This window comes from Nonomuraea phyllanthi (assembly GCF_006334985.2).
Classification (GTDB): domain Bacteria; phylum Actinomycetota; class Actinomycetes; order Streptosporangiales; family Streptosporangiaceae; genus Nonomuraea; species Nonomuraea phyllanthi.
This window is the reverse complement of the sequence record NZ_VDLX02000016.1, coordinates 137,578-162,357: the sequence shown is the minus strand read 5'-3', so window position 1 is coordinate 162,357 and position 24,780 is coordinate 137,578. Positions and strand designations below refer to the sequence as shown.

29 protein-coding genes are annotated in these 24,780 nt (G+C 71.5%); 15 read left to right on the top strand and 14 right to left on the bottom strand.

Annotation, left to right across the window (positions count from 1 at the left end):
• Positions 1-264: 264 nt before the first annotated feature.
• Positions 265-1,173 carry a hypothetical protein gene (locus FH608_RS35865; RefSeq protein ID WP_193318816.1) on the bottom strand — a complete coding sequence of 303 codons (909 nt, stop codon included), beginning with the start codon at positions 1,171-1,173 and terminating at the stop codon, positions 265-267.
• 307 nt (positions 1,174-1,480) lie between these two features.
• On the bottom strand, positions 1,481-2,050 hold the full coding sequence (locus tag FH608_RS35860; RefSeq protein ID WP_226900194.1) for a TetR/AcrR family transcriptional regulator: 570 nt from the start codon (positions 2,048-2,050) through the stop codon (positions 1,481-1,483).
• A 75-nt stretch (positions 2,051-2,125) separates the two neighbouring features.
• On the opposite strand from FH608_RS35860, the gene FH608_RS35855 reads away from it, so the two are divergent.
• Both FH608_RS35855 and FH608_RS35850 read left to right on the top strand, forming a co-directional pair.
• On the top strand, positions 2,126-2,587 hold the full coding sequence (locus FH608_RS35855; RefSeq protein WP_226900193.1) for a DoxX family protein: 462 nt from the start codon (positions 2,126-2,128) through the stop codon (positions 2,585-2,587).
• Positions 2,588-2,700: 113 nt separating this feature from the next.
• Positions 2,701-3,585 (top strand): VOC family protein, encoded by an 885-nt coding sequence (locus FH608_RS35850; RefSeq protein WP_193318815.1) that lies wholly within the window; start codon positions 2,701-2,703, stop codon positions 3,583-3,585.
• A 92-nt stretch (positions 3,586-3,677) separates the two neighbouring features.
• On the opposite strand, the gene FH608_RS35845 is transcribed toward FH608_RS35850, so the two are convergent.
• Complete coding sequence (locus FH608_RS35845; RefSeq protein ID WP_226900192.1) at positions 3,678-4,205, bottom strand: nuclear transport factor 2 family protein; 528 nt, start codon at positions 4,203-4,205, stop codon at positions 3,678-3,680.
• Between the two features lie 621 nt (positions 4,206-4,826).
• Between FH608_RS35845 and FH608_RS35840 the strand changes: the two genes are divergently transcribed.
• Entirely contained in the window at positions 4,827-5,630 is an 804-nt protein-coding gene (locus FH608_RS35840; protein ID WP_449867002.1) for an SDR family oxidoreductase, read from the top strand.
• Positions 5,631-5,705: 75 nt separating this feature from the next.
• Here FH608_RS35840 and FH608_RS35835 read toward each other — a convergent pair whose 3' ends face one another.
• Together FH608_RS35835 and FH608_RS35830 are read right to left on the bottom strand one after the other, a co-directional pair.
• On the bottom strand, positions 5,706-6,602 hold the full coding sequence (locus tag FH608_RS35835; protein WP_139634822.1) for a LysR family transcriptional regulator: 897 nt from the start codon (positions 6,600-6,602) through the stop codon (positions 5,706-5,708).
• Positions 6,603-6,704: 102 nt separating this feature from the next.
• On the bottom strand, positions 6,705-7,184 hold the full coding sequence (locus tag FH608_RS35830) for a CBS domain-containing protein (protein WP_139634821.1): 480 nt from the start codon (positions 7,182-7,184) through the stop codon (positions 6,705-6,707).
• A gap of 393 nt (positions 7,185-7,577) precedes the next feature.
• Between FH608_RS35830 and FH608_RS35825 the strand changes: the two genes are divergently transcribed.
• Complete coding sequence (locus tag FH608_RS35825; RefSeq protein ID WP_139634820.1) at positions 7,578-9,275, top strand: sensor histidine kinase; 1,698 nt, start codon at positions 7,578-7,580, stop codon at positions 9,273-9,275.
• 93 nt (positions 9,276-9,368) lie between these two features.
• Here FH608_RS35825 and FH608_RS35820 read toward each other — a convergent pair whose 3' ends face one another.
• Positions 9,369-10,022: a CBS domain-containing protein gene (locus FH608_RS35820; protein ID WP_139634819.1), complete on the bottom strand. Its 654-nt coding sequence runs from the start codon at positions 10,020-10,022 to the stop codon at positions 9,369-9,371.
• Positions 10,023-10,154: 132 nt separating this feature from the next.
• Positions 10,155-10,997 (bottom strand): universal stress protein, encoded by an 843-nt coding sequence (locus tag FH608_RS35815; RefSeq protein ID WP_139634818.1) that lies wholly within the window; start codon positions 10,995-10,997, stop codon positions 10,155-10,157.
• 146 nt (positions 10,998-11,143) lie between these two features.
• Between FH608_RS35815 and FH608_RS35810 the strand changes: the two genes are divergently transcribed.
• From FH608_RS35810 to FH608_RS35795, 4 genes are all read left to right on the top strand, one after another.
• Entirely contained in the window at positions 11,144-11,800 is a 657-nt protein-coding gene (locus FH608_RS35810; protein ID WP_139634817.1) for a helix-turn-helix domain-containing protein, read from the top strand.
• A gap of 139 nt (positions 11,801-11,939) precedes the next feature.
• Positions 11,940-12,368: a pyridoxamine 5'-phosphate oxidase family protein gene (locus tag FH608_RS35805; protein ID WP_139634816.1), complete on the top strand. Its 429-nt coding sequence runs from the start codon at positions 11,940-11,942 to the stop codon at positions 12,366-12,368.
• Positions 12,369-12,444: 76 nt separating this feature from the next.
• Positions 12,445-13,089: a response regulator gene (locus FH608_RS35800; RefSeq protein ID WP_139634815.1), complete on the top strand. Its 645-nt coding sequence runs from the start codon at positions 12,445-12,447 to the stop codon at positions 13,087-13,089.
• Between the two features lie 49 nt (positions 13,090-13,138).
• Complete coding sequence (locus FH608_RS35795; protein WP_139634814.1) at positions 13,139-13,867, top strand: DUF2249 domain-containing protein; 729 nt, start codon at positions 13,139-13,141, stop codon at positions 13,865-13,867.
• Between the two features lie 51 nt (positions 13,868-13,918).
• Here the strand turns inward: FH608_RS35795 and FH608_RS35790 are convergent, their stop codons facing one another.
• On the bottom strand, positions 13,919-14,695 hold the full coding sequence (locus FH608_RS35790) for a phosphotransferase (protein WP_139634813.1): 777 nt from the start codon (positions 14,693-14,695) through the stop codon (positions 13,919-13,921).
• Between the two features lie 238 nt (positions 14,696-14,933).
• On the opposite strand from FH608_RS35790, the gene FH608_RS35785 reads away from it, so the two are divergent.
• The gene (locus FH608_RS35785; RefSeq protein ID WP_139634812.1) at positions 14,934-15,407 is read left to right on the top strand and encodes a DUF2690 domain-containing protein; all 474 of its coding nucleotides are present in this window, start codon (positions 14,934-14,936) and stop codon (positions 15,405-15,407) included.
• A gap of 8 nt (positions 15,408-15,415) precedes the next feature.
• Positions 15,416-15,769, top strand: a complete 354-nt coding sequence (locus FH608_RS35780; RefSeq protein ID WP_139634811.1) for a hypothetical protein — start codon at positions 15,416-15,418, stop codon at positions 15,767-15,769.
• On the opposite strand, the gene FH608_RS35775 is transcribed toward FH608_RS35780, so the two are convergent.
• The 4 genes from FH608_RS35775 to FH608_RS35760 are packed head-to-tail and all read right to left on the bottom strand — an operon-like array spanning position 15,759 to position 19,028.
• Positions 15,759-16,562: an ABC transporter permease gene (locus FH608_RS35775; protein WP_139634810.1), complete on the bottom strand. Its 804-nt coding sequence runs from the start codon at positions 16,560-16,562 to the stop codon at positions 15,759-15,761. The genes FH608_RS35780 and FH608_RS35775 overlap by 11 nt on opposite strands.
• The gene (locus tag FH608_RS35770; protein ID WP_139634809.1) at positions 16,559-17,524 is read right to left on the bottom strand and encodes an ATP-binding cassette domain-containing protein; all 966 of its coding nucleotides are present in this window, start codon (positions 17,522-17,524) and stop codon (positions 16,559-16,561) included. Before FH608_RS35770 ends, FH608_RS35775 begins: the two co-directional genes overlap by 4 nt.
• Positions 17,525-17,568: 44 nt before the next feature.
• On the bottom strand, positions 17,569-18,504 hold the full coding sequence (locus FH608_RS35765; protein ID WP_226900191.1) for a DUF4097 family beta strand repeat-containing protein: 936 nt from the start codon (positions 18,502-18,504) through the stop codon (positions 17,569-17,571).
• Positions 18,504-19,028, bottom strand: a complete 525-nt coding sequence (locus FH608_RS35760) for a hypothetical protein (protein WP_139634808.1) — start codon at positions 19,026-19,028, stop codon at positions 18,504-18,506. The genes FH608_RS35765 and FH608_RS35760 overlap by 1 nt, the downstream gene beginning before the upstream one ends.
• 204 nt (positions 19,029-19,232) lie before the next feature.
• On the opposite strand from FH608_RS35760, the gene FH608_RS35755 reads away from it, so the two are divergent.
• Positions 19,233-19,754, top strand: coding sequence for a hypothetical protein (locus tag FH608_RS35755; protein WP_139634807.1), 522 nt, complete (start codon positions 19,233-19,235; stop codon positions 19,752-19,754).
• A gap of 7 nt (positions 19,755-19,761) precedes the next feature.
• Here FH608_RS35755 and FH608_RS35750 read toward each other — a convergent pair whose 3' ends face one another.
• Positions 19,762-20,271 carry a nuclear transport factor 2 family protein gene (locus FH608_RS35750; protein ID WP_139634806.1) on the bottom strand — a complete coding sequence of 170 codons (510 nt, stop codon included), beginning with the start codon at positions 20,269-20,271 and terminating at the stop codon, positions 19,762-19,764.
• A 95-nt stretch (positions 20,272-20,366) separates the two neighbouring features.
• On the opposite strand from FH608_RS35750, the gene FH608_RS35745 reads away from it, so the two are divergent.
• Positions 20,367-20,984, top strand: a complete 618-nt coding sequence (locus tag FH608_RS35745) for a LysR family transcriptional regulator (protein ID WP_226900190.1) — start codon at positions 20,367-20,369, stop codon at positions 20,982-20,984.
• A 42-nt stretch (positions 20,985-21,026) separates the two neighbouring features.
• On the opposite strand, the gene FH608_RS35740 is transcribed toward FH608_RS35745, so the two are convergent.
• Positions 21,027-21,917: an NAD-dependent epimerase/dehydratase family protein gene (locus tag FH608_RS35740; protein ID WP_139634805.1), complete on the bottom strand. Its 891-nt coding sequence runs from the start codon at positions 21,915-21,917 to the stop codon at positions 21,027-21,029.
• Positions 21,918-22,039: 122 nt separating this feature from the next.
• On the opposite strand from FH608_RS35740, the gene pdxR reads away from it, so the two are divergent.
• From pdxR to FH608_RS35725, 3 genes are all read left to right on the top strand, one after another.
• On the top strand, positions 22,040-23,497 hold the full coding sequence (gene pdxR, locus FH608_RS35735) for a MocR-like pyridoxine biosynthesis transcription factor PdxR (protein ID WP_139634804.1): 1,458 nt from the start codon (positions 22,040-22,042) through the stop codon (positions 23,495-23,497).
• A 94-nt stretch (positions 23,498-23,591) separates the two neighbouring features.
• Positions 23,592-23,990, top strand: coding sequence for a cupin domain-containing protein (locus tag FH608_RS35730; protein WP_139634803.1), 399 nt, complete (start codon positions 23,592-23,594; stop codon positions 23,988-23,990).
• A gap of 122 nt (positions 23,991-24,112) precedes the next feature.
• Positions 24,113-24,742, top strand: a complete 630-nt coding sequence (locus FH608_RS35725; RefSeq protein WP_139634802.1) for a class I SAM-dependent methyltransferase — start codon at positions 24,113-24,115, stop codon at positions 24,740-24,742.
• Positions 24,743-24,780: the final 38 nt, after the last annotated feature.

The following is a 24,780-nucleotide window of genomic DNA, read 5'->3' as shown; positions in this document are numbered from 1 at the left end:
AGGCCACTTCCAGTCATCTGGGAGTGGCCTTTTGATCTTTATGCAGCAGTAAGGTGCAGCAGTCGTCCTACCCGAGGGTCTCGCCCAGACGCTTGAGAGCCTTCCTGGTCTCCTCCGAGGGAATGTGCGTGTAGATCTCCATCGTCACCTTGATGCCACTGTGCCGAACTCACCTATAGGGGCTCGGCTTGGCGCCGGTCGGCTCGATAACGTGCGGCCGGCCGCGGTGCACCGGCACCTTCCACGACGGCATCGCCGATCGTGTCACCGAGCGAACCACCCGGCGCGGCCCGGCGAACCGCCCGCGGCGAGAACCGCCCAGCCCGCGGCTGTCGTGGCGGCCATGAGCAGGGCCAGAGCGCCCAGTGTCTGTCCGTCGGGGTGAATCAGCGCCTGGCCGCGCAGTGCCTGCCACGTCACCAGGACAATCAGGCCCGCGTACGCCGCGGCCGCCACGATCATCAGGCCCGCCCGGGTCCGCGTATCACGCAGTCGCGTGATGCGGCTGGCCAGGAACCCGAGCACCAGCGCCACGACCAGCATGACCTGCAGCCCATGCAGGCCGACGAAGTGCGGGATACGCAGGTCGCCGCCGACCGTGCTCCAGCCGGTGAGTGGCAGCCCGGGACCGCCGTCCGGGACGCCCACGTTGTGCTGGGCGGCCAGGGGAATCGTTTGCCCGGCCGCGTCCTTGGCCGTCCACACCTCGCTGGACCTCGCCGGTATCAGGAGCCCGAGGCCGATCCCGGCGAGCACGAAGGTCAGGCCCGCGCGAATCGCCCAGGTGAGCACCCGGTCGCCGACTCTTTGGAAGATCAGAAGCCCTGCGAGGACGAAGTTCGCCAGCATGAGCAGTTGTACGCCCACGCTGAAGATCAACTGGATGACATTGGTGAAGGGGTCGTTCGCCTGGTTGAAATGGCTGAACGTGCCGCGCGCCGCCTGGACCACGACGACGCCGACGTCGACCATGCCGGTAACGGCCAGCAGCGTTGCCATCCACCAGGTCCAGCGGCTCGCCCTGTGCGGCAGGGTCAGCAACCAGGCGAGTGTAAGGCCGTACACGATGAACGACACGGCGAACTTCAGGGGTTTCCCCCAGACCGGCGCGCCGAGCAGGACACGGTCGTCGGCCACCATGCCCACGGCCGAGACGACCAGCAGCAGTGCCATCGAGGCGACCATCAGCAGGAGCGGGCGGTGCAGGCGGAGGATCGCCGTACGGACTGGTTCGAGGGCCGCGGACATCGGCACGCCTTTCGAAGCGGAAGCCGCAAACAGACCCAACGCTAGGAATCGGCGTGGTTCCATCCCAGCCCGGCGACCCCCCAACCAGAGGACGGTCAGCCCTCCAACGGGTGGTAGGGCCAGCCGTAATCGCGACACGACGCTGCCGTTGTGATCGAATGCAACTTTCTCTGAGAGCTTCCGGCTGACCAGCGGGAACCTCACTAGGCCCACGCTTCCGTGGGCGTGATCGTCATCGCAGGGCGCCGAGGACGAGGCGGATCATCGAGCGGGCCAGGGCCTCCGGGTCTCCGTCGGTGCTTTCCGGCAGGGCGCCGCTGAGCCACAGGCTGGTGAAGCCGTGGACCAGCGACCAGGCGGCGAGCGTGGTCATCCGGTCGTGTTCGGGGCTCGGTGACAGTGCGCGTGCGCTGGTGATGAGTACGCCGGCGGCGCGCTCATGCGCGGACTGGATGCTGGGGTCGTCGGCGCGGTAGAGCTCGGGCCGGAACATCACCTCGAAGTAGGGCCGATGGTCGATGGCGAAGCGGACGTAGGCGACGCCGACCTCCCACACGTCAGCGGTCGCGCGCTCGAGAGCGTCGGCGAACAGGGCGAAGCCCTCGGCGGCCACGGCTGTCAGCAGGCCCTGCTTGTCGCCGAAGTGGTGTGCGGGGGCGGCATGCGAGACGCCCGCGCGGCGGGCCAGCTCGCGCAGGCTCCATCCGGCCGGGCCGGATTCGCCGATGGCTTGCAGGGCGGCGTCGATGATGACGCGTTTCAGATTGCCGTGGTGGTAGGACGGCTGATCGATCTCTCTCACCTCCGCGCTCGATGCGATGACGACCTCACCCTATCTTGACATTGACAAGATGGCACATCTCCTCCAATCTTTCCAGTGACAAGATTGGAGGACGGGATGGTTCCGTTCATCGCCCTCACCGGTGGCTTCGTCGTCCTGCGACTCATCGGCCTGGCCGGCATCGACGTACTGGATGCCTGGCAACCGGCTCTGCGAGGCGCGCTCGCCCTGATGTTCGTCTTCACCGGCGTGCCACATTTCCTGCCCTCATGGCGCCGCGACTTCGTCGCGATGATCCCGCCGGCGATCCCGCACCCGGCGCTGCTGGTAACCCTCACCGGCGTCCTGGAACTGGCCGGCGCCGCCGGGCTGCTGCATGCGGCGGTCGCGCCCTACGCGGCGGTCGGGCTGGCCCTGCTCATGATCGCCATGTTCCCCGCCAACGTCTCGGCCACCCGCCGCGGCCTCACCCTGGCCGGGAAACCGGTGACTCCCCTGCCCGCCCGTACGGCCCTGCAAGTGCTGTTCGTCGCCGCCGCCATAGCAGCGGCCGTATGAGGCCACGCGGCCGATGAGGCGACGCGGCCGATGAGGCGACGCGGCCGATGAGGCGACGCGCCCACCGCCGCCGGCCTCGCCCTACCACCACGAACCTGTCGAGGACATCTCACATGACCGCCGAACACGCCACCGACATCGACTACATCGACCACACCGTGCTGATCACCACCGACATCGCCGCGGCCTCCGCCCGCTATGAGGCGCTCGGCTTCACGCTCAGCCCCCTCTCACCCCACCATCTGGCCGAACGGCCCGGCGGCCCGCCCCTGCCCACCTGCACCGCGAACCGGTGCGCCTACTTCGGGCAGTCGTTCATCGAACTGCTCGGCATCGTCGACCCCGCCGCTCCCGACCCCTGGGGCGTTCACCGACTGCGCCGGACCTACCGCGGCCTGCTGATGACCCTCGGCTCGCGCGAGATCCAGGCCACCGCCGAACGGCTACACGCCACCGGCCTGGCCTCCACGGGGATCCGCGCGTTGGAACGAGAGGTCTCCACCCCGGACGGCCCACGGACGGTACGCGCCGACAGCGTCCGCATCGATGCCGCCCACACCCCCGAAGGGGCGCTCCAGGCGACACAGCATTTCACCCCTCAGTACGTCCACCAGCCGCACCATCTCGACCACCCCAACGGTGCCCTCGGCTTGCACAGCGTTCTGCTGGTCGTGCCCGACGACGAAATCGACGACCACGAAGAGCGCTACGCCCGCATCCTGGACGCCGACGTGTGGATCGACGGCCCCAAGCGCGTGCTCCCGCTACGGCACGGCCGGGTGGAGATCGTTCCGCGGTCCTCGCTCGGCGACTTCCTCCCCGGCCACGCGGTGCCGAGCCTGCCTCTGCTGGCCGCCCACACCGTCGCCGTGCGCGACCTGACCGCCGCACGCGAACTCGTCGAGCGCAACATGATCGCCACCCGTACCACTCCCGGCGGCTTCTACGTCACCGCCGAGGACGCCTGCGGTGTGCCACTCGCCTTCACCCAGAACTGACGATCTCCTCACCTCACCCCCATCAGGCGGGAGCATGCCGTCGTGGTGGCCGCGTCGCCGGGCGTCGACCCGGCACTTCTGAGGGTCTGGGGCTATCGAGGCTGCGCCAGCTGGTTGGGAACCGCCGTCCCGTCCAGCAGGCCAAGGGGGGACGCGACGATGGGCAGCCGCGTAACCGTTTCACCGTCAAGCAGCCCCACCTGGGCCAGCACAGCAGCTTGATCCCAGTAGATGCGCTCGCTCGCGACGGCCGTCCCCTCGAATCCCACGATCGCGATCACCGGGACGCACACCTGCCTGCCCGTCGGCGGTACGGAGGGCAGTATCCACGGGATCTCGATGTCGTGGGTGAAGGTGATCAGCATTTCGTCGACGATGGTGCCGTCCCCGACCGTGCGGCTCAGCGACTCGATGGACATGTCGGCGGCGTTCCGCCCCACGAACCATTGCCGGTAGAAGTCGCGGACGCCTGTGTAGCCGGTGCCGCCCATGCCGGTCGGCACGTGCATGACGGTCGGGTTGTCCGTCATCGTGCGCATCGTGGCCTCAACGTCGCGGGTCTCGAACTCGGCTGAGGTGTGCGCTTCCCACACGCGCTCCATGGCCTGGCGGTCGGTCATCCGAGTCCTCCTCCGGTCGGCACACGCGGACGATGGGTCCGCCGTACCCCGACAGTCGATCATGACGACGGCTCGGCCGCCACCGGCCAGCTCCTCCCGCTTCATGCCCACCACTTCACCCCCGGCCACGCGCAGCACTACGGCGAGACCCGCGCGCGCCCGGTACGGGTACGTCCGGCGACGGACCTGGGGCCGATGGTCAGATCCCGGCGCAGAGCGGGATCACCGCCCGCATCGGCGCAGCGGGGCCGCCGTTCTCCCGCCAGGGCGTTCGCTCAGGAACCCGGGTGCGAGAGGGCGCGAAGACGCCCGCCGGGTGGGGATGGACGCCCGCTCCCGTCCAGCGGGCTTGCCATCGTGGCTGTCGGTCACCGCGGCCGATCCGCTGCCGGGCCTGGGCGCTTCGGGGATGGAGCCATCTCGCACCTCGGCGGGTGTCTGCTTCCACGATCGCGGTACGGAGGTTCCCGGGGTAGGGCCGAAGGTCCTCGGTGCTTCGGGACTTCTGGCCCCAGGTTCCCGCCGGCTGAGCGACAGGTGCCATAGGAATTGCCTTTGGCGTCCACTGGTATTTCGTCTTTGTCTTCTGTTCTTTTCCGGCCGTACCGTGAAAAAGCAACGATGAGGCAATGGAGAGGAACCGGTGGCATGACCACGATCGAGAATGGATCGGGAACGCGGGAACTCGCGGGAAAGCGGGCTCTGGTCACGGGTGGTTCGCGCGGAATAGGAGCGGCCGTCGTGCGCCGGCTCCTGGACGCGGGGGCGGAGGTGCTCACGACCGCCAGGTCGGCGACGGGCACGGTGCCGGAGGGGGCCACGTTCGTGGAGGCCGACGTGCGGACACGGGCTGGGGCGGAGGCGCTCGCCGGGGCCGCGCGGGAGGCGTTCGGCGGGGTGGACATCCTGGTGCACAACGCGGGTGGTGCGCGGCCGCACCAGGGCAGTTCGGCCATCCCCGACGAGGAGTGGCAGGACGCGCTGGATCTGAACTACCTGGCGTCGGTACGGCTGGACTCGCTGCTGACGCCGGGGATGCGGGAGCGGCGGTCGGGGATGATCGTGCATGTGTCCTCGGCCGCGGTGGCCACGCCGATAGGGCCGTTCCTGCACTACACGGCGGCGAAGGCGGCGCTGGAGAACTACAGCCGGGGGCTGGCGTTGGAGCTGGCCCCGTACGGGATCCGGGTCAACACCGTGACTCCCGGCAGGGTCGCCACCCCCGGCGGCGAGGCGACGCGGGAGCAGTGGGCGCGCCTGGACCTGGCGCCGGCGGGGACCAACGCCGGCGACACCGTGCCGCTGGGGCGCGATGGCCGGCCGGACGACATCGCGCACGCGGTGCTGTTTCTCGTCTCCGAAAGGGCGGGCTGGTTGACCGGGAGCAATCTCGTCGTGGACGGCGGCGAATTTCCCAGAAGTTGACGCCGGCGATATTCCAAAAGTCCGGTATTCCAAAAGTCCTGTGTTCCAAAAGTCCTGTGTTCCAAAAGGCCGTCGTCAGGAAACCGGCGAGAAGAACGCGGATTCGGACCAGGTCTCCTGGCGCAGGAGATGGAGCAGAGCGGTTTCCGCCGGGCCCCCGCCCTGCCGGACCACGGCGATGACGGGCTGGGACACGGCCGGGGAGACCGGGCGTACGAGGTGCTCGTGGCCGTGGGGCACCGCGGAGGCCGGGACGAGCGTCACTCCCAGCCCGTGGGCGGCCCAGCGTACGGCCGTCGCCGTCTGGGAGACGCGGGCGGCCGTGACCGGGGTCAGGTCGTTGTCCCGGAGCACGTTCAGCAGCACGCCGTCAAGCGCGCTGTCGCGGTCGAACCGTACCCACGGCTCGCCCTCCAGGTCGCGCAGCTCGACCCGGTCCGCGGCGAGTTGGGGGTGCCCGGCGCCCAGCACCACGACGAACTCCTCGTCACCGAGGCGGTGGGCGTCGGAGGGGGTGCGCTCGCACGCCGCCATCAGGGCGAGGTTGAGCACGCCCCGGCGGCACAGCCGCTCCAGCTCGGCGGAGCTCGGCTCCTCGAAGACGGTGACCTCCAGCCGCGGGTAGCGGCGGCGCAGCGCGCCGAGCGCGCCCGGCAGCTGCCGCGTACCGAAACCCATCTGCGCCGCGACCACCAGCTCGCCCACCAGCTCATCGGCGCCGGCCCGCGCCGTCGCCCGCGCCCGGCGCGCCGCTCTCACCGCGACCTCCGCCTCCCGCAGGAAGGCGCGGCCGACCACGGTGGGCACCAGTCCGGTCGGCGTGCGGGCGAACAGTTCCACGCCGAGCTCCCGCTCCAGGCCGCGGATCTGCTGGGACACCGACGGCTGGGCGACGTGCAGCGCCTCCGCGGCCGCCGTCACCGAGCCCTCCTCGGCGATGGCCAGGGCGTACTCGAACTGGCGAAGGCTCATCGGCTGCCGTCCCCTTCCCGCGGTGGGCCGCTGTCCACCCCCGTAACCCGGTTCCTCCGGCGGAGATTCCCGTGGACGCCGCCAGAGCCGATGGGCTCGCGGTCAACGCCTCCTGCCGGCTGTGGGCGGCAGGACGGGTTCCAGGTGGAACATCCCGGTGACCATCTCGCCGGGCCCTTCGGTGGACCTGACACGGCCCGCGACGGCCGCCAGCACGTCGTGCGTCGTGATCAGCCCGACCAGGCAGCCGCCGGACAGCACGGGTACGGCGTCGCAGCCGGCGTCCAGCATCACGGCCGCGACCCTGGCCAACGGCGTGTCGCGTTGTACACGTGGCATGGGCCCGCGGCTGAGGATGGCGCAGACCTTGCGGCCCGACTGCTCCTCGGGCCCGCCCGCCCAGGACGCGGCGAGCTGCTCGCGCGTCAGGATGCCCACCACGCCATCACCGTCCACGACCGGCAGGTGATGCACGCCGGCGCGGCGCATCAGCTCCCAGGCCATCAGCGGTGACTCATCCGGCTTGACGACCACCAGGACGCGGCTCATCACGTGTCCGGCGGTGAGCGATTCGATGCTCACGATGCCTCCTCGCCACATGGCCGCACCACCGTGACCGGCAGGTCACGTGGTGCCCCGTTTCACGACCGGCCGAGCCGGGCGCCGCACAGGGCGCCGACCACCCCACGACGGCCGGGCGCCGCACAGGGCGCCGGCCACCCCACGACGGCCGGGCGCCGCACAAAGGGCCAGACCCGCGACGGCCGGGCGCCGCAGCGGGGGCCAGGCCGCCGAGCGGCGGCGTCCTCCCAGCTCAGCCCCATCGTCCCACCTCCCTTCACCTCAAGCGTGCGCGCGGGGCACCGCTCGGGGCCAGTGCCTTTGGTCCCCTGGGAGCCGGGACGTTCGCCGGTGGTTCGCGAACGGGTCCCTCCCCGTCTCGGGACCGGGCGGCGGAGATGTCAGACTGCGGATATGTCGGACGACGAGCCTCGTGCGCTGTTGCCGCACATGCGGCTGGACGACCTGCTGGACGAGCTACGGGCGCGGCTGGAGGCGGTGCTGGCGACCCGGGACCGGGTGCACGCGCTGCTGGACGCGGTGGTCTCGGTGGGCAGCGACCTGGATCTGGAGACGGTGCTGCACCGGATCGTGGAGACCGCGACGAACCTGGTGGAGGCACGCTACGGCGCCCTGGGCGTGATCGGCCCGGACCAGACCTTGGTGCAGTTCGTACCGATCGGGCTGAGCGAGGAGGAAGTGGCCGGTATCGAGCACTGGCCGCACGGGCTGGGCCTGCTGGGGTTGCTGATCAAGGATCCGAAGCCGTTGCGGCTGTCGGACATCGCCGATTCCCCGCACTCCTACGGCTTCCCGCCCGGCCACCCCCCGATGCGCTCGTTCCTGGGCGTGCCCGTACGGGTGCGCGAGGAGGTGTTCGGCAACCTCTACCTGACCGAGAAGCGCGGCGGTGGCGCCTTCGACGAGGACGACGAGGCCATCGTGGTGGCGCTGGCGACCGCGGCGGGCGTGGCGATCGAGAACGCCCGCCTGTACGAGGAGTCGCGGCGCCGGGAGACCTGGTTGCAGGCCTCGTCCGAGATCACCACCAGCCTGCTGTCGGGCACGGATCTGGACGAGGTGCTGGCGTTGATGGCGCGCCGGGCCCGCGAGATGGTCGATGCCGACGTGGCCGCCATCTTGCTGCCGGACCAGGAGCACACCACCTGGGAGGTGATGACCGCCGACGGCGCCCACGACCAGGTGCCCGCCGGCGGGGTGCCCATCGCCGGTTCCCTGGGCGGCGAGGCCTTCACCACCAGAGAGCCGGTCATGGTGACCAATCTCGACGAGTCGGGCCTGGTGTCCGTGCTGGGCGGTCTGATGCCGGTCGGCCCGGCCGCCTCCCTCCCGCTCGGCGGCCCGTCCGCCGTGCCCCGGGGAGTGCTCACCGTGGGCAAGCGCAGCGGCCGTTTCCCCTTCAACCAGGCCGAGTTGCGGATGCTGAACGCCTTCGCCGGGCAGGTCGCGGTCGCGCTGGAGCTGGCCGAGAGCCGCCGCCACGCCGAACGCCTGAACCTGCTGGAAGATCGCGACCGCATCGCCAAGGACCTGCACGACGTCGTCATCCAGCGGCTGTTCGCCGTGGCGATGACGTTGATGAGCACCGTGCCGCTGATCAAGGCGTCCCATGCCGCCGGCCGCGTCCAGGGCGCCATCGACGATCTGGACGTCACGATCCGGCAGATCCGCTCGACCATCTTCGCCCTGCAGACGCCCCGCGACAGCGCCGCCCCCGGCCTGCGCACCCAGATCGTGGAGCTGGTCGAGCAAGCCCGCGATCACCTGGGGTTCATGCCCGCGCTCACCCTGGAGGGCCCGCTGGAGCAGCAGGTGCCCGACGACGTGGGCGGCCACCTGCTGGCCGTGCTGCGCGAGGCGCTGTCCAACATCGTCCGCCACGCCCACGCCACCCAGGCCGACGTCTCGGTCCGCGCGACAGGCGACCAGCTCGGCCTGACCGTACGCGACAACGGCGTCGGGCTCCCGGAGAGCGGCAGGCGCAGCGGCCTGCGGAACCTGGAAGAACGCGCCCGACGCCTGGGCGGCTCGTTCGAGGTCGCCTCCCGCCAGACCGGCGGGACCGTGCTCACCTGGACCGTCCCCTTGTGACGGCGACTCCCCCGAGCCGGAGGTACTGGACCGCCGAGGCCGCCGAGGCCGCCAAGGCCGCCAAGGCCCGGTCAGCCGGGAGCGGGCAGGTTCTCACTCGGCGGGCACGGCGAGGAGGTCGTCCTTCTCGAAGGCCACCTCGGACTTCACGTCCACGACTCCGTCGATCAGCCAGAGCCGCTCGATCACCGAGAGGGCCTGCGACCTCCACTCGACCACGCCTCTGATCGTCACCACGCCCCCGTCGATGTCGATCGCGAACGTGCCGGGTTCCGGCAGGGCGGCCCTGACGTCCGCCTCCAGTTCCTGGACCGGGCGGGTGAAGACGCGCAGCACGTCGCGCTGGTGCAGGGTGCCGACGATCCGTCCGGTGGCCGGGTCGACCACGGGCAGCTGCTTGACGCGCTTGACGTGCATCAGCTGGGCCGCCTCCCGTACGGGCGTGCGCGGCGTGACGGTGATCGGCGGGGAGGTCATGAGCTGCCCGGCCGTCACGCCCGCGGCCTTGCGTCGCTCCTGCCGCTGCGCGCGCGACTCGAAGAGCGGCGCGCAGTAGGCGGCGGCGCCGGCCTCCTTGAGGATCAGATCGTCCTCCGACACCACGCCCACCGGGCGCCGGTCGGCGTCGATCACGGTGACCGCTCCCACCGCGAAGCGCTCCATCGCGGCCACGATCTCCGCGAACGAGGCGTCCCGCAGCACCGCGATGGCCACGTGCCCCATGATGTCCTTGACCTCGAGTGACATGACATCCACCTCCGTTCCCAGCGTCCGTCCGGCGGGCCCGGCACGGCAGTGGCGAACGTCCCGACGGGCCGGGCCCAAGGTCCCTCCGTCGTGCCCCCGCCCAGCGACCTCCCGGTTCAGCGACCTCCCGGTTCAGCGGCGGACGACGGCCACCGGGCAGTGGGCGCGGTGCAGGACCGCCCGGCTGACCGAGCCGAGCAGCGCCGAGCCCATGGCGCCACGCCCGTGCGAGCCCACCACCAGCAGGTCCGCCCGCTCGGACGCGTCGGTGAGCGCGTTGACCGGATGCGCGCACTGCACGTCCTCCACCACCTTGACCTGCGGGTACTCCTCGCTGAAGCGTGCCACCCGGTCGCGGACGACCTGCTGCTGCGCCGTACGGACCTCGTCCATGTCGTACGCGATCTCCGGCGCGAAGGCGTGCACCGGCAGCCGCCAGGAGTGCACCGCCCGCAGGCTGCCGCCGCGCAGCTTCGCCTGCCTGAACGCGTACTCCAGCGCAGGCTCGCACTCCGGCGAGTCGTCGACCCCGGCGACGACCTCGCCGTACACCTCCCGGTCCCCGCCGCGCACCACCACGACGGGGCAGCGCGCGTGGCCGGCCACGCCCATGCTGACCGACCCCAGCAACGCGCCGGTGAACCCGCCCAGCCCGCGGCTGCCGACGACGATCTCGTCGGCGCCCTCGGCCTGCTCGCGCAGGACCAGGGCGGGCGATCCCTCGACGTCCTCGGTCGTGACCTCGACGGTGGGCCGGCGCTCGCGCGCGAGCGCCTCCGCCTCCCTCAGGATCTTCTGCCCGCCCGCCAGCAGCGCGTCCAGCGGAACGGCGCTCGGGTAGTCGCCGATCTGGTACGGCGAGCTGTCCACGGCGTGCACGATCCGCAGCGGCGTTCCCGTGCGGTACGCGTCGTCGGCCGCCCACGCCACCGCGGCATGCGAGGGAGCGGACCCGTCCACCCCGACAACGATCATGATGTGCCTCCTTCGTCACTTTCCACCTGACCCGTACATGCCCCGCCATCGGCAGGGCCGTAGGTCGATCGCACCAGGGCCCAAAGACCCTGCCCGCCAGGAGGGGCGGTGCGTAGCGTCATGACGGTGAGAGGGAGGACTTGCTCATGACAGGCAACGGCGACTTCGGACGTCGCATCAGCTACCACCGCCACCTGCTCGGCCTCACCCCCGAGCAGGTCGCCGACCGGGCGGACATGTCCGCCGGGTACGTCCAGCACCTCGAGAGCCATCTGGGCACCCCGGACCCCGGCACGGTGACCCGCCTGGCCACCGCCCTCGAAACGACGGCCGAGGACCTGCTGGGTGGCGGGCACGATCGCCCGCCCGGCCCCGGTCCCGGCCCGGAGGAGCCGGTCCTGGAGGTTCTCGACCGCGAGGAGTGCCTGCGGCTGGTGGCCCCGGGCGGCATCGGACGGGTGGCGTTCAGCGGCAGGAGCGGCCCGACGGTGCTGCCGGTGAACTTCAGGTTCCACGAGGGCGCCGTCGTCTTCCGTACCGCCTACGGGGGGCCGATGGACCAGGACCTGCGTAGTGGCGTGAAGGGGGTGGACATCAAGATCGGATTCCAGGTGGACCGGATCGACGAGGCCCGCCAGGAGGGGTGGAGCGTCCTCATCCAGGGGCCCGCGCACCACGTGCCGCAGGACGAGGCGGAGAGGGCCGCCGAGGCCGACATCACCTCGTGGGCGGGCGGCCCGCGCGCGCTCTACATCCGCGTCGTCCCCCACCAGATCACCGGCCGCCGCATCCACGGGCTCTGAGGGCGTCTCGCGGCATCCGGCCGGGTCGGGACTTTGGTCCCTGACGGGCGCTCCGCTCGACCGGATAGTGTCGGGGACGACGTGCACCGGGCGGCGCGGGGGCCCGGCCACACAGATTCGATCAGGGATTCTGAGAGGTATGCAGCTCGATTCGTCCGGACTTCAGGTGCTCTCGACGGAGGAGTGCTTCGCACTGCTGTCCTCGGCGCCGATCGGGCGGATCGTCTTCACCGATCGCGCCCTGCCCGCCGTCCAGCCGGTGAACTTCTACCTCGACGGCCGGTCCGTCGTGATCCGCACCTCTCCCGGGTCGAAGCTGGCCGCCGCCACGAGGCATGCCGTGGTGGCCTTCGAGGCCGACGAGTTCGACACCGAGCTGCGCACCGGCTGGTCGGTCACCGCCGTGGGGCAGGCCCGGGCCGTGACCGACCCCGCCGAGCTCGACCGGCTGGCGCGGCTGCCGCTGATGTCGTGGGCCCCGGGCGACAGGGACCACTACATCGTGGTCGACGCCGAGCAGATCTCCGGCCGCCGCATCGTCGCCACCCGTCCCGGCGGAGCAGCCTGACGAGGGCGTGGCCCCCGGCCAGACCCGGGACTTTGGTCCCTACCGGGCCCGGTTCCTGGCTGGTTAGCGTGGACGCATGATTCGCGTGTTCCTTCTCGATGACCACGAGGTCGTCCGGCGCGGGGTGGCCGCCCTGCTGGGGTCCGAGGACGACATCGAGGTCATCGGGGAGGCGGGGACCGCGGAGTCGGCCATCGCCCGCATCCCGGCGCTCCGGCCTGACGTCGCCGTGCTCGACGTACGCCTCCCCGACGGCAACGGCGTCGACGTGTGCCGGGAGGTCCGCTCGCGGCTGCCCGCACTGGCCTGCCTGATGCTGACCTCGTTCGCCGACGACGACGCCCTGTTCGACGCGGTCATGGCCGGCGCCTCCGGCTACGTGCTCAAGCAGATCCACGGCTCGGACCTGGTCGGCGCGGTGCGTACGGTCGCCTCCGGCCAGTCCCTGCTCGATCCCCAGACCACCGCCGCCATGCTGAGCCGCCTGCGCGAGCGGGCCGCCCGGCAGGACCCGCTGGCCGCGCTCACCGACCAGGAACGCCACATCCTCGACCTGATCGGCGAGGGGCTGACCAACCGGCAGATCGGCGAGCGGCTCTTCCTCGCCGAGAAGACGGTCAAGAACTACGTCTCCAACCTGCTGGCCAAGCTCAACATGCAGCGCCGCACCCAGGCGGCGGCCCTGGCGGCGCGGCTGCGGGCCGATCGGCGTGACGAATGACCGGAGCCTCTTCGGCGGGCCCATCGACAACGCAAAGGAGCACTTCACCATGACCGCCCAGGCAGCACGGACCGGCGCCCAGGACGCCGTGCCGGCGAGGATCCGCGCCCACCACGACAGGCTCGGCCGGACGATGTCCGACCACGCCGTGACCATCGCCCGCTCGGTCGACCGGCTGATGTCCCCGGCGGCCCGGCAGGCGGTGCTGGTGGCGTTCTGCGAGGAGGAGGTGCTGCCGCACGCCGTGGCCGAGGAGAAGACGCTGTACGCCGCCGCGGCCGAACTCCCCGCCACCGAGCTGCTGGTACGCGCGATGCGCGACGAACACGCCGCCCTGCGGGCCCTGGTCGCCGGCCTGGCCTCGGCGACCACCCAGGGTGAGATCGTGAGCGCGGCGTCCGCGCTGAACGCCCTGTTCCAGTCGCACCTGGCGAAGGAGAACGACGTCCTGCTGCCCGCCCTCGCCGAGCACGGCGTCGATCTGGCCTCCCTGCTCGGCGGCGAGCACGACGTCCTCGGCGAGCCGTCCGGCGTCTCCGGCGGGGAGGAGGCGCCCGTGGCCGAACTCGACGTCCGCCGCGTGATCCACGCCCAGCGCCACGAGCGGATCTTCGCCGTGTACGGCGAGCTGGCGGCGGGCACGACCTTCGTGCTCGTCAACGATCACGACCCCAAGCCTCTCTACTACCAGTTCGCCGCCGACCATCCCGGCGACTTCACCTGGGAGTACGTCGAGTCGGGCCCCGAGGTGTGGAAGGTCCGCATCGGCCGCGCCTGAGGATCGGCACTGTGGCTGACGAGCCGGCGGCCGCCGGATGACCGAGCCGGATCAGGCACGACTCCACGCGGCCGCGGAGTCCAGCTCCTCGACCGCCTCGTCGAGGTGGTCGGCGACGCCGCGTTCGTAGAGCCTGACGTAGAGCTCGTCGGAGCCGCGGCCGTACCTGCGGATCTGCTGGGCCCGCGCCCGCATGCGCGCCTGCGCCTCCCGCACGATCTCGGCCGGCCGGCCGCGCCAGCCGTACGTCTCCAGGAACAGGCGCAGCCGCTCCGGCCGGGAGGCGTGGTCGGCGAAGCCGTCGGCCACCGCCACCCGCCGGGCGTACAGGGGGACCCAGGCGATGGCCACCCATGCCACGTCGGAGTCCGGGGTGACCGGTCCGGCGAAGTCCCAGTCGAAGAATCCGGCCAGCCTGTCGTCGTGCCACGCGGCGTTGAACGGCCCGGCGTCGTTGTGCGCGATGATCATTCCTGGGGTCCAGGTGCCGCCGAGCCGCCAGCACGCCGTGGGAGACGGCACGTAGCCGGCCACGGCCTCGTGGTAGTCGCGCAGCCAGCGGGCCGCCTGGACCAGCGCGTCCTCGCTCCACGTCCACGCGGGCCACGGCGGCTCGCCGGCACTCTCGCCCTCCAGGTAGGTGAGGACCTCCCGCCCCAGCTCGTCCGTGCCGAGGACGCGGGGCGCGCCACCGAACTTCTGGCGCTCCAGGTGCCGCAGGAGCTCGTGGACCGACGCCGACCACCGGCGTACGGGCCGTCGCACCGTGGCGCCGATCCGCACCACGGCCTGGTCGTTGCCGCCCACGAGCCGGTCAGCGCTCATCATGCTCCCGTCCTGTGAAAGGTGTCACATGGATATGCATTCGTCGATCTTCGGTCGCCATGAATGCTGCCAGGAGGCGCAGGTGGACGCAGGCATTTGAACATGTGACGCGGAATGGGAGATTCACGGTTCCTCGGAGTACGTTGCCCGACCAATCCCATTCAGGACTCCTTCCTCATCGCCACTCGCTACGCTGGCGCTCCGATGCTTTGGAACGCACCAATCAATCCGGAGACGAGAAATGGAAAAGCGGACAAAGGCGTCCGTCATCGCCCTGACTGTGCTGATGGGAACACTTACCTTAGAAACGCCAATTTCCGCTCAAACGGCGCCTTGCCGTGGCGCCACGTGCGAGTGGAAAGATCCATACAAAACCGGCTGCGCAGCCGATGACCGCCTGGCATCTGTCGGATATTTCCGATTTGGCCAGAACGGTGGGCGCGTCGAGGAGCATTACTCGCCGTCCTGCCAGGCCAACTGGGCAGTGGTACGGATCTATTCAGGGTCCATCGGGCCCGTGAACGTCTCCATCCAGGACACGGACCCGTACACCCTGGGCTCGGTCTCCTACCCGTCCGACGGCTCGACCAGCACCCGCCCAGGCGACCGGTATGCCTGGAAGCACACGCCGATGATCGACGGAACGCGCGTCAACTGTGCCTTCGCCCTGCAGTCCGGTGCCCCTTCGTACGCTCGTACCGCGCCCTGCGTCTAGGAACCTTCATGTCGCAGCAGAGCGAGAAGCAGACGTGGAAGTCCCCCGCCATCTGGACGGGGATCATCGCCGCCGTCATCGCCGCTCTGGCGACGCTGGGCGGCCCTGTCGTCACCCGGTGGGTTTCCCAGCCCACTCCGTCGCCTTCACCGATCGGGAATGCCGGGCGGGCGGCGACGATATCGCACACCGAGGGAAAGGGGCTGGTCACCCATACCGGTCCGACGACCGGTTCGCCCGAGGGCGCTCCGCGCCACCTGGCGGAAGGCTCCGTCGTCTATGTCGTCTGCCAGGAGCGGGACGGAGAATCGCTTTCCGACCCGGAAGGAGCCCGAGTCCGCCGGCAGCGGTTCACCTGCTGACGGACCTCTTGTAGAGCCGCGTGGCCAGCGGCGCGAACACCGCCAGGAGCAGCAGCGTCCAGAGCAGCGACACCGGCACCGCGTGCTGGAGCGGCCAGGCGCCGGGCGCGGGCATGGCCGGGCTGGTGTTGCCGAACAGCTCGCGCGCGGCCTGGATGAGCGTGGAGACCGGGTTCCATTCGGCGACCACCTTCAGCGGGCCGGGCAGGCGCGTGCTGTCGGCGAAGGCGTTGGACAGGAAGACCAGCGGCAACGACACGATGGTCGCCACGTTGTTGAAGATCTCGGGCGTGCGCAGGGCCAGCGCGACCGTCGCCGTCACCCAGGAGAACGCGTACGAGAAGAACAGCAGCAGCAGGAACCCCAGGGCGGCCTCGAACGGCGAGGTGTGGATGCGCCACCCGACGACCAGCCCGACGACCGCCATCGTGACGAGACTGGTCAGGTTCATGATCACGTCGCTGACGGTCTGGCCGGTGAGCACCGCCGAGGACGACATGGGCAGCGTGCGGAACCGGTCGAAGACGCCCTTCTGCAGGTCCAGCGTCAGCGTGTAGCCGGTGATCTGCGCGCTGGTGACGATCGTCATGACGAAGATCCCGGGGAGCATGTATTCGCCGTACGTCATGCCGGGGATGTCGATCATGCTGCCGAAGATGTAGCCGAACAGCAGCACGAACACGATCGGGAGCATGACCACGCCGCCCAGCAGGTCGGGGGCCCGCCTGATCTTCAGGGCGTTGCGTTTGGCGATCGTCATGCCGTCGGCGACGGCGATCTGCAGGGCGTTCATCGGACGGTCTCCTTGATCTTCCCGTCGGTCTCGTGTCCGGTGAGGGTCAGGAACACGTCGTCGAGGGTCGGCCGGCGCAGCCCGGCATCGCGTACGTCGATCCGCTCGGCGGCCAGTCGGCCGAGCGCGCTGGTCAGCGCGGCCGCGCCGCCGGTGACCGGGATGGTCATCCGGAACGCGGCCGTGTCGGTCTGCACGCTGCCGACGGCCAGCGGCGCCAGCGTCCGCGTGGCGGTCGCCAGGTCGGCCGCGCTCGTCAGCGACAGCTCGATCCGGTCGCCGCCGACCTGGTCCTTCAGCTGGTCGGCGGTGCCGAGCGCGATCACGTGCCCGTGGTCGACCACCGCGATGCGGTCGGCGAGCCGGTCGGCCTCGTCCATGTACTGGGTGGTGAGCAGCACCGTCGTGCCCTCCGCGACGAGCTCGGAGATGACGTCCCAAAGGCTCGCGCGGGCCCGCGGGTCGAGGCCGGTCGTCGGCTCGTCGAGGAACAGCACCGGCGGGTCGGCCACCAGCGCTCCGGCCAGGTCGAGCCGGCGCCGCATGCCGCCCGAGTAGCCCTGCACCGGGCGGTCGGCCGCCTCCGTCAGGTCGAAGCGCTCCAGCAGCTCGCGGGCGCGCTGCTTGGCGCGTCCGGTGCCGAGGTGGTAGAGGCGGCCGACCATCTCCAGGTTCTCGGCGCCGGTGAGGTGGTCGTCCACGGCGGCGTACTGTCCGGAGGCGCCGATGTGGGCGCGCAGCGGGCGCACGTCGCGGACGACGTCGAACCCGGCCACCCTGGCGTGCCCGGCGTCCGGTTTCAGCAGGGTCGTCAGGATTCGCACCGTGGTGGTCTTGCCGGCGCCGTTCGGGCCGAGCAGCCCGAACACGGTTCCCTCGGGGACGGCCAGGTCCATCCCGTCGAGGGCCACCACGTCGCCGTACCTCTTGACCAGGCCCTCGGCCACGATCGCATCCGGCATGGAAACCTCCTTGCTGTCAGGACTCGGCTGTCAGGAATGGGCTGTCAGGAATGGTGGATGACGATGTCGCCGTACGCGGTGTGCGCCCGCACCTCGACGACCTGGTCCGTCGCCCCGGGGCCCTCGGCGGGCTCCAGGGAGACGTCCACGGTGCCGTGCTTCGAGCTCACGTCCAGCCAGGCGGCGCTGCCCTCCCGGATGCCGAGCTCCAGCCCGCCGCCGGTGGTCTCCAGGACGACCGAGCCGGACGCGACCTCCCCGATCCGCACGCTGCCGTACGCCGTCCTGGCGGCGACGCCGGCCAGGGCCCGCTCGACGGTGCTGTCGCCGTAGGCCGAGTTCAGCCGTAGCTCGCCGGTCACCTCGCCGACGCGGACCTCGCCGTGCGAGCTCCTGATCACCGCGGGGCCGTCGATGTCGCCGATGCGGAGATTGCCGTGGGTCGAGGTGATCTCGGCTGGTCCGGTCGAGCGGGTGACCGAGATGTCGCCGTGGGTGCTGGTCAGCCGCATCCGGCCGGCCCTCTCGACCCGGATGTCGCCGTAGGAGGTGGTCAGGCGCACCTCGCCGAGCGTGCCCCGGCAGCGCAGGCTCGCCGACGTCCTGGCCTCGACGCGGGAGCCCGCCGGCAGCTCGACCGTCACGTCGACCGAGCCCGTGCCGTACAGCAGCGAGCGCGCCCAGTTCTTGGGCGACTCCACCAGCTTGTCCAGCGAGAGCCCCCAGCCGGACGCCGCGGCGCCGTCCCTGGGGGCGCGGACCAGGAGCCTGCCGTCGGCGTACTCGACCTGGACCTGCTCGGCGGCCTCCACGTCGGCCTCGTTGAACTGGTCGCTCGGGCGCACCTCGACCACGGTGTCGGTGCGGTCGCCCGCCTCGATCCGGACGACGGCGGTCGCCAGGTCGATGGTGGCCAGGATGGGCTCTGGGGTGTCGAAGGGCGGCATCGCGATCCACTCCTCATGGCTCGGCATGGTCATCAGCGCACCCAGCCGCTGTAGCGGTTGCCGGACTGCTGGGCCGCCCTCCGGCCTGGGCGGCGAGCGCCGTCGCCCTGGTCGAGCGCGGCGGAGACGGCGCGGACCAGCCAGGCGTTGACCGAGAGCCCGTCCCGTCCGGCCGCCTCCTCGATGCGTGGCTTGAGGTGCTCGGGGACCCGGAGCGAGATCCGGGACGTCCCTCCCTCGTCGGGGTCCGGTGGCGGCAGGGGTGGTCTCTCGATCGGCCCCGCGTCGCTCTCCTCCCCGGGGTACGGGCCGGTCGGCGGTGGCGTCACGACGAAATCGGGGTCGCGGCCCCGCAGGCGCACCTCGACCGAGCCCGGCGCGAGGTCGCGGGTGATCTCGTCGGCGGCGGCGGACAGCGCCTCCAGCAGCGCGAGCCGCGCGGCCGACTCGAGCGTAGCGGCGAGACGCTCGGCCAGCGCGCGAGCTTCCTCGCCGCCCGCCCCTGCGGCGATCGCCAGGTCGCGGCGGAGGTGATCGACATACGGCCCCAGGTCCATGGCGTCACTATGACAGCATCATGGCGTCATTTCAACCTAGGAGTGATGTCGTCGAGTGGCGTCAAAGCTCTTCGCCTCCGCTGCGGGCCTTGCCCTCCGGCGTGGCGTCGCGGAATGGCCGGGAAGGGCTGCCAGCATCGACGTGTTCACGCCACTCTGATCCGGCCGGAGGCGTGTCGTCCGATGAACCTGACCATGTCCTCCGTGAGCGGCTTCCTGTCGACGGCCCTGGTCGCCCTCCTGCCCCCGGCACCGGGCCCGGACGGCGGCAGCCGGTGCGCCCCGCGCGTCGACATCGAGATCGACCGGCTCGCGCCGAGGAACTTCTACGTGCCGCGGGCCCACTACATCGACGGGCCCGGCGGCCTGATGAGAGGTACCGTCACCCGCGAGCACAACGTGATCGCGTCCTTCGGACGGGGGCGCGACGCGCAAACCTCGATCACCATCGACGACCTGGTACGCGAGCTGCACACGCTGGGATTCCAGCACGTCGAAGCGAGGCACAAGGTCTTCGCTGGACACGAGTTCAGGCGGGAGATCAGCAAGGGGAGGTACGGGCACCTGCGCTTCCGCGTCCTCGGCTACCGCGTGAACTGGTCGGCCTGGTCGGTCCTCGGCACGTGCCGGCGGGTCAAGATCGACAGCGGCGTGGCGAGCGTGCCCGCCCGCGCCGAGGGCTGGCGCTACCGGGAGACCCGCCGCCCCCGCCCCGTCGGCTCGTAGACCGCCGTCAGCCGCCGAAGATCGCGGTGGGGTCGCCGGTGTACCAGGCGTTGTCGATGCGCAGGTGCCGGATGACCCAGCGCTCGCCGTCGCGGACCAGGCCGACGTCGTACGGGTTCTTCAGCAGGGCGAAGACGGCACGGTCGGCGGCGAGCAGGTGCTGGGCCTCCACCAGGGCGGTCAGCCGCGCGGTGTGTCCGTCGATCGCGATGCGGGGGTTGGTGACCTGGTGGGTGGTGTCCACCCGACCGGTGAACATGGTCAAGATGGTGTCCACGATCGCGTCCCGCCCGGACATCACCGGTGGCCGGCCGCCCCACTTGCCGGCGGCGGGGCGGAAGTCGAGTTCCGCGTCGGCGGCGAAGGCGGAGGCGAACAGGGCCCTGTCCTTTAGGTCCTGCCCCAGGCCGAAACGGTACAGCGCGTCCACGATCTCGGCGCGGTCACGCAGTTCCCCGGCGACGGCGTTCGCGTCGCTCGCAGGTGCGGAGAGGGCGTGATCAGCGGTGACGTACATGACGTGCTCCCATGTGCTTCATAGAGGAGGTAGCTGGTGCGTCCCACTTTCGTCGCCGGACGGGGGTGCCGCTGTTCACCCGCACCAGCCGTCGCGTGGAGCTGACCCCGGTGGGGCGCCGGCTGTACGAGGAGGTCCGGCCCGCCTGGGACCAGATCTCCGCCGCGTTCGCGCAGGCGATCGACACCGGCCGCGGCCTGACCGGCACCCTGCGGGTGGCCTTCATCGGCGCGGCGGGCGGGCAGCTGCTCGCCGGGGCGGCCGAGCTGTTCCGCCGGCGGCTGCCGGACTGCGAGGCGCAGCTTCGCGAAGCGCAGCTGGCCGATCTCATGCCCTGGCTGCGTGACGGCCAGGTCGACCTCGCGCTGGCGACGTTCCCCATCGAGGAGCCGGGCATCGTCACCGGTCCGGTGCTGGTGTCCGAGGCGCGCATGCTGGCCGTGCCGTCCCAGCACGCCTTCGCCCGCCGTACGTCGGTCTCGCTCGACGATCTGGCCAGGGTGAGACTGCTCCGGCTGCCGGACACCCTGCCGGTCACGGCGCCTTCCCTTTCGGAGCCCAGGCCAGGCGCTACTACGCGCGCCCCGACGTCGCCCGTCCGCATCAGCGATGCCCCGCCGCTGCGATGGGGGTTGCTGTGGCGGGCCGACGGCGACACCGCCCGGGTCCCCGCCTTCGCCGAGGCCGCACGCGACCTGGTCGCCTCTGCGTGAACGGCGGGGAACCGCCGCGTGCCGAACCCGCTGCCGCGCGGCTCAGGACTCCTTCGTGGCGGCGAAGCCGGTGCGCCAGGTCGGGTACGCCGGCCGCCAGCCCAGGGAGTCTCGGGCGCGGGCGTTGGAGGCACCGCGTTCCCAGCCGGCCCGGCCGCTCCCCGTGACCGGCGCGGGCGCTCCGAGCACGTCGGCCAGCACGGGGAGCCACTCGCGGGCGGGCGCGGGCTCGTCGTCGACGATGTTCACCACGCCGCTCGGCCAGTCGAGGGCGGCGACGGCGGCCCCGGCCGCGTCCTCCACGTGGACGAACGAGTTGACCGCGTCGTCGGCCGACAGCGGGCCGACAAGAGCGGTGGCCCGCTCGTCCAGCGCGCGCCCCGCCAGGCGCTCGGCGACCAGGCCGCCGGGGGCGTACCAGGTCCCCGGGCCGTAGAGGATGCCGTAGCGCAGGACGACGTGCTCCGGCAGCTCGGCTGCCGCCTCTTCGAGGGCGGTGATCCCGCCCACCAGGTTCGCCCTCGGTGGCGGTGCGGTCACGTCCAGGGGCGTGCCCTCGCCTGCCGGGGTGTCGCCCGGCTCGTACGCCCAGGCGACCGACTGCGCGATGATCCGCGTGACGCCGGCCTGCTTGGCGGCGTCGACGAGGATGCGGGTGCCCACGCGGCGCATCTGGCCGTTGTCGGCGGGCGTGCCCTTGGACAGGGCGGTCAGCTGGTGCATCACCACGTCCGGCGCCGCGTCGGCGATCGCCTCGCGCACGCGGTCGGCGTCGAAGACGTCGCCCCGCACGGCGGCAGCGCCCCGCGCCCGCAGGCGGTCGCCCGCCTCCTCCGTGCGCGCCATGCCGGTCACCTCGTGCCCCGCGTCGACCAGCAGCGGGACCAGGAAACGACCCACGGCGCCGGTGGCGCCGGCGACGAATATGCGCACAAGAGCTCCTTATGGTGTCCAGCGTGAGAACCACCCGGGCCGGGGACCGGCCACGCGGCCGCGCCAGCGGTGGATGGCACTGTCACCCTAGGGAGTGACGACCTCCTAGAATGGGCCATTCGATGACCGAGACATTGGGTCGATCCCGGCCGCCCTCCGGTCCAGGAGCCGCTCGCCCGTCCGGCCTTGACCTGCTGCTGGAGATCCCGAAGCGCGGCGGCCGGCGCCGGGCCGTCGAGGAGTCGCTGCGCGCCGCCATCCGCGAGGGCCGGCTCGCGGCCGGCACCCGCCTGCCCTCCAGCAGAGACATGGCCGCGCAGCTCGGGCTGTCCCGTGGCACCGTGGCCGCGGCGTACGAGCAGCTCGTCGCCGAGGGCTGGCTGACCGCGCGGTCCGGTTCCGGCACGCGTGTCGCGGCGGGCGCCGCCGCCCCGGCGCCGCCCGCCAGCGGCCGTGTCGCGCCGGCGGCCGCACGCCACGACCTGGGTCCCGGGCGGTCCGACGCCCGCGCCTTCCCGCGCGACGCCTGGTCCCACGCCATGCGGCACGTCCTCCGTGAGGCCCCGGCGGAGGCGTTCGGCTTCGGCGACCCCCAGGGCCGCATCGAGCTGAGGACCACGCTGGCCGCCTACCTCGGCCGGGTCCGAGGGGTGCGCGTCGACCCGGCCGGCCTGGTGATCTGCTCGGGTTACACGCAGGCGCTCGGCCTGCTGACCGAGGTCTTCGCCGAGCTCGGGGTGGGCACGGTCGGCATGGAGAACCCCGCCAGCGGCGACCACGTCGCCATCGTGGCCGCGAGGTTGCGCGTCGCCGACGTTCCCGTCGACGCCGAGGGCATCTCCCGCGCCGCGCTGGAGGCCTCCGGCGCCGAGGTGGCCGTGTGCACGCCCGCCCACCAGTTCCCCCTCGGGATGAGCATGTCGCCCGCGCGCCGGTCCGAGCTGCTGGCGTGGGCGGACGAGACCCTCGGCTGGATCGTCGAGGACGACTACGACAGCGAGTTCCGCTACGACCGGCGTCCCATCGGGGCGCTGCAGTCACGGCGGCCGTCCCGGATCGTCCACGTCGGGTCCACCAGCAAGACCTTGGGGCCGGCCGTGCGGCTGGGCTGGATCGCCTGCCCTCCGTACCTGCTCGAACCCCTTGTCGAGGCCAAGCGCCGGGCGCGCCCGACGAGCCCGCTCGACCAGCTCGCGCTCGCCCGGATGATCGACACCGGCGGATACGACCGGCACCTGCGCACGGTCCGCCGCGCCTACCGCCTGCGCCGCAACCTGCTCACCGAGGCCGTGCGGACCGGCCTGCCGCGCGCGCGGGTCCTCGGCGTCGAGGCGGGGCTGCACGCCATCCTGGAGCTGCCGGCCGGATCTCCGGACGAGACGACGATCGTCGACGCCCTCCGGGCCGCCTCGGTCCACGTGCACGCGCTGGGCGACTACGAGCGGCCCTCACCCCGGAGCAGACCGCGGCCATCCCTGGTCGTCGGGTACGGAACCCCGCCGTCGTACTCCTATCCGGCCGCGATCGGTGCGCTCGTGGACCGGCTCCGGACTCTCACCTCACCGGAACCCGGGCCTTGAGGGCCGGTTGCGCGGGCCACGAGGAAAGTGGCCCAATCCGGCGGCGGGAGAATGGCCCACGGCACCTGGTCCACCGTGGCCTAGTTTTCGGACCATGACGAGTATCGGACAGTCGAACACCATCCTTTCGGTCCTCCAAGAACAGCATCCGGCCATCCCCGACGGGGCCTGCACGATGACCGTCCTGGTCGAGTTGCCGCCCGGGGACCCCGGCACGCCGCCGCACCGCCACACCGGCCCGGTCTTCGGGTACATGCTCGAAGGAGAAATGATCTTCGAGCTGGAGGGCGAGCCGGAGCGGGTGGTCCGTGCCGGGGAGGCGTTCTGGGAGCCGGGCGGCGACGTCATCCACTACCAGGCCGCCAACAACCTGCCCGACCGGTGGGGCCGCTTCGTCGCCGTCATGATGTGCGTCCCGGACCAGCCGATGCTCACGCTCGTCGACGAGGCGGAGCTGGAGCGCCGCAGGGACCGCCGCGCTCCCCGCCCCTAGCCGGCGGCGCACTCCTCGATCAGGATGTCGCGTGCGGCGCCGGGTCCCCGCATAGCCTGGAGAGACGCCGGGTCCCCGCATAGCCTGGAGAGATCGGGGACGACGCGAGAGAGCAGCCGCCAATGAACGACACGGACCGCGACGCACGCCTGCGCCGCTACTGGGACAAGCAGTCCGATTCGTACGACCGCCAGATGGCCTTCTTCGACCGGCGGTTCTTCGGCGAGAGCCGCTCCTGGGTCTGCGGCCAGGCCCGTGGAGACACCCTCGAAGTGGCCATCGGCACCGGCCGGAACCTGCGCTTCTATCCCGATGACGCCCGCCTGACCGGCATCGAGTGGAGCCCCGCCATGCTCGCGATCGCCCGGCGGCAGGCGTCCGCCCTCGGCGTCCAGGTGGACCTGCGCGAGGGGGACGCCCAGGCGCTCGACTTCCCCGACGGGAGCTTCGATACGGTGGTGTGCACGTTCTCCCTGTGCGCCATCCCCGACGACCGGCGCGCGATCGCCGAGATGGTGCGCGTGCTGCGGCCCGGCGGGCTCCTGCTGCTCGCTGACCACGTGGCCGCCTCGATCTGGCCAGTACGCGTGCTGCAACGGCTGGTCGAGCTGGTGACCGTGCCCATGGGAGGCGAGCACTTCCTGCGCCGCCCGATCCTGCGCCTGCCCGAGCACGGGCTGACCGTCGAGCGCCACGACCGTTTCAAACTCGGCTTCGTCGAACGGCTCGCGGCCCGCAAACCCGCCGCGTGAAGGGACGCCCGCACGCCCCTGGTCAGCACATTCGGAAC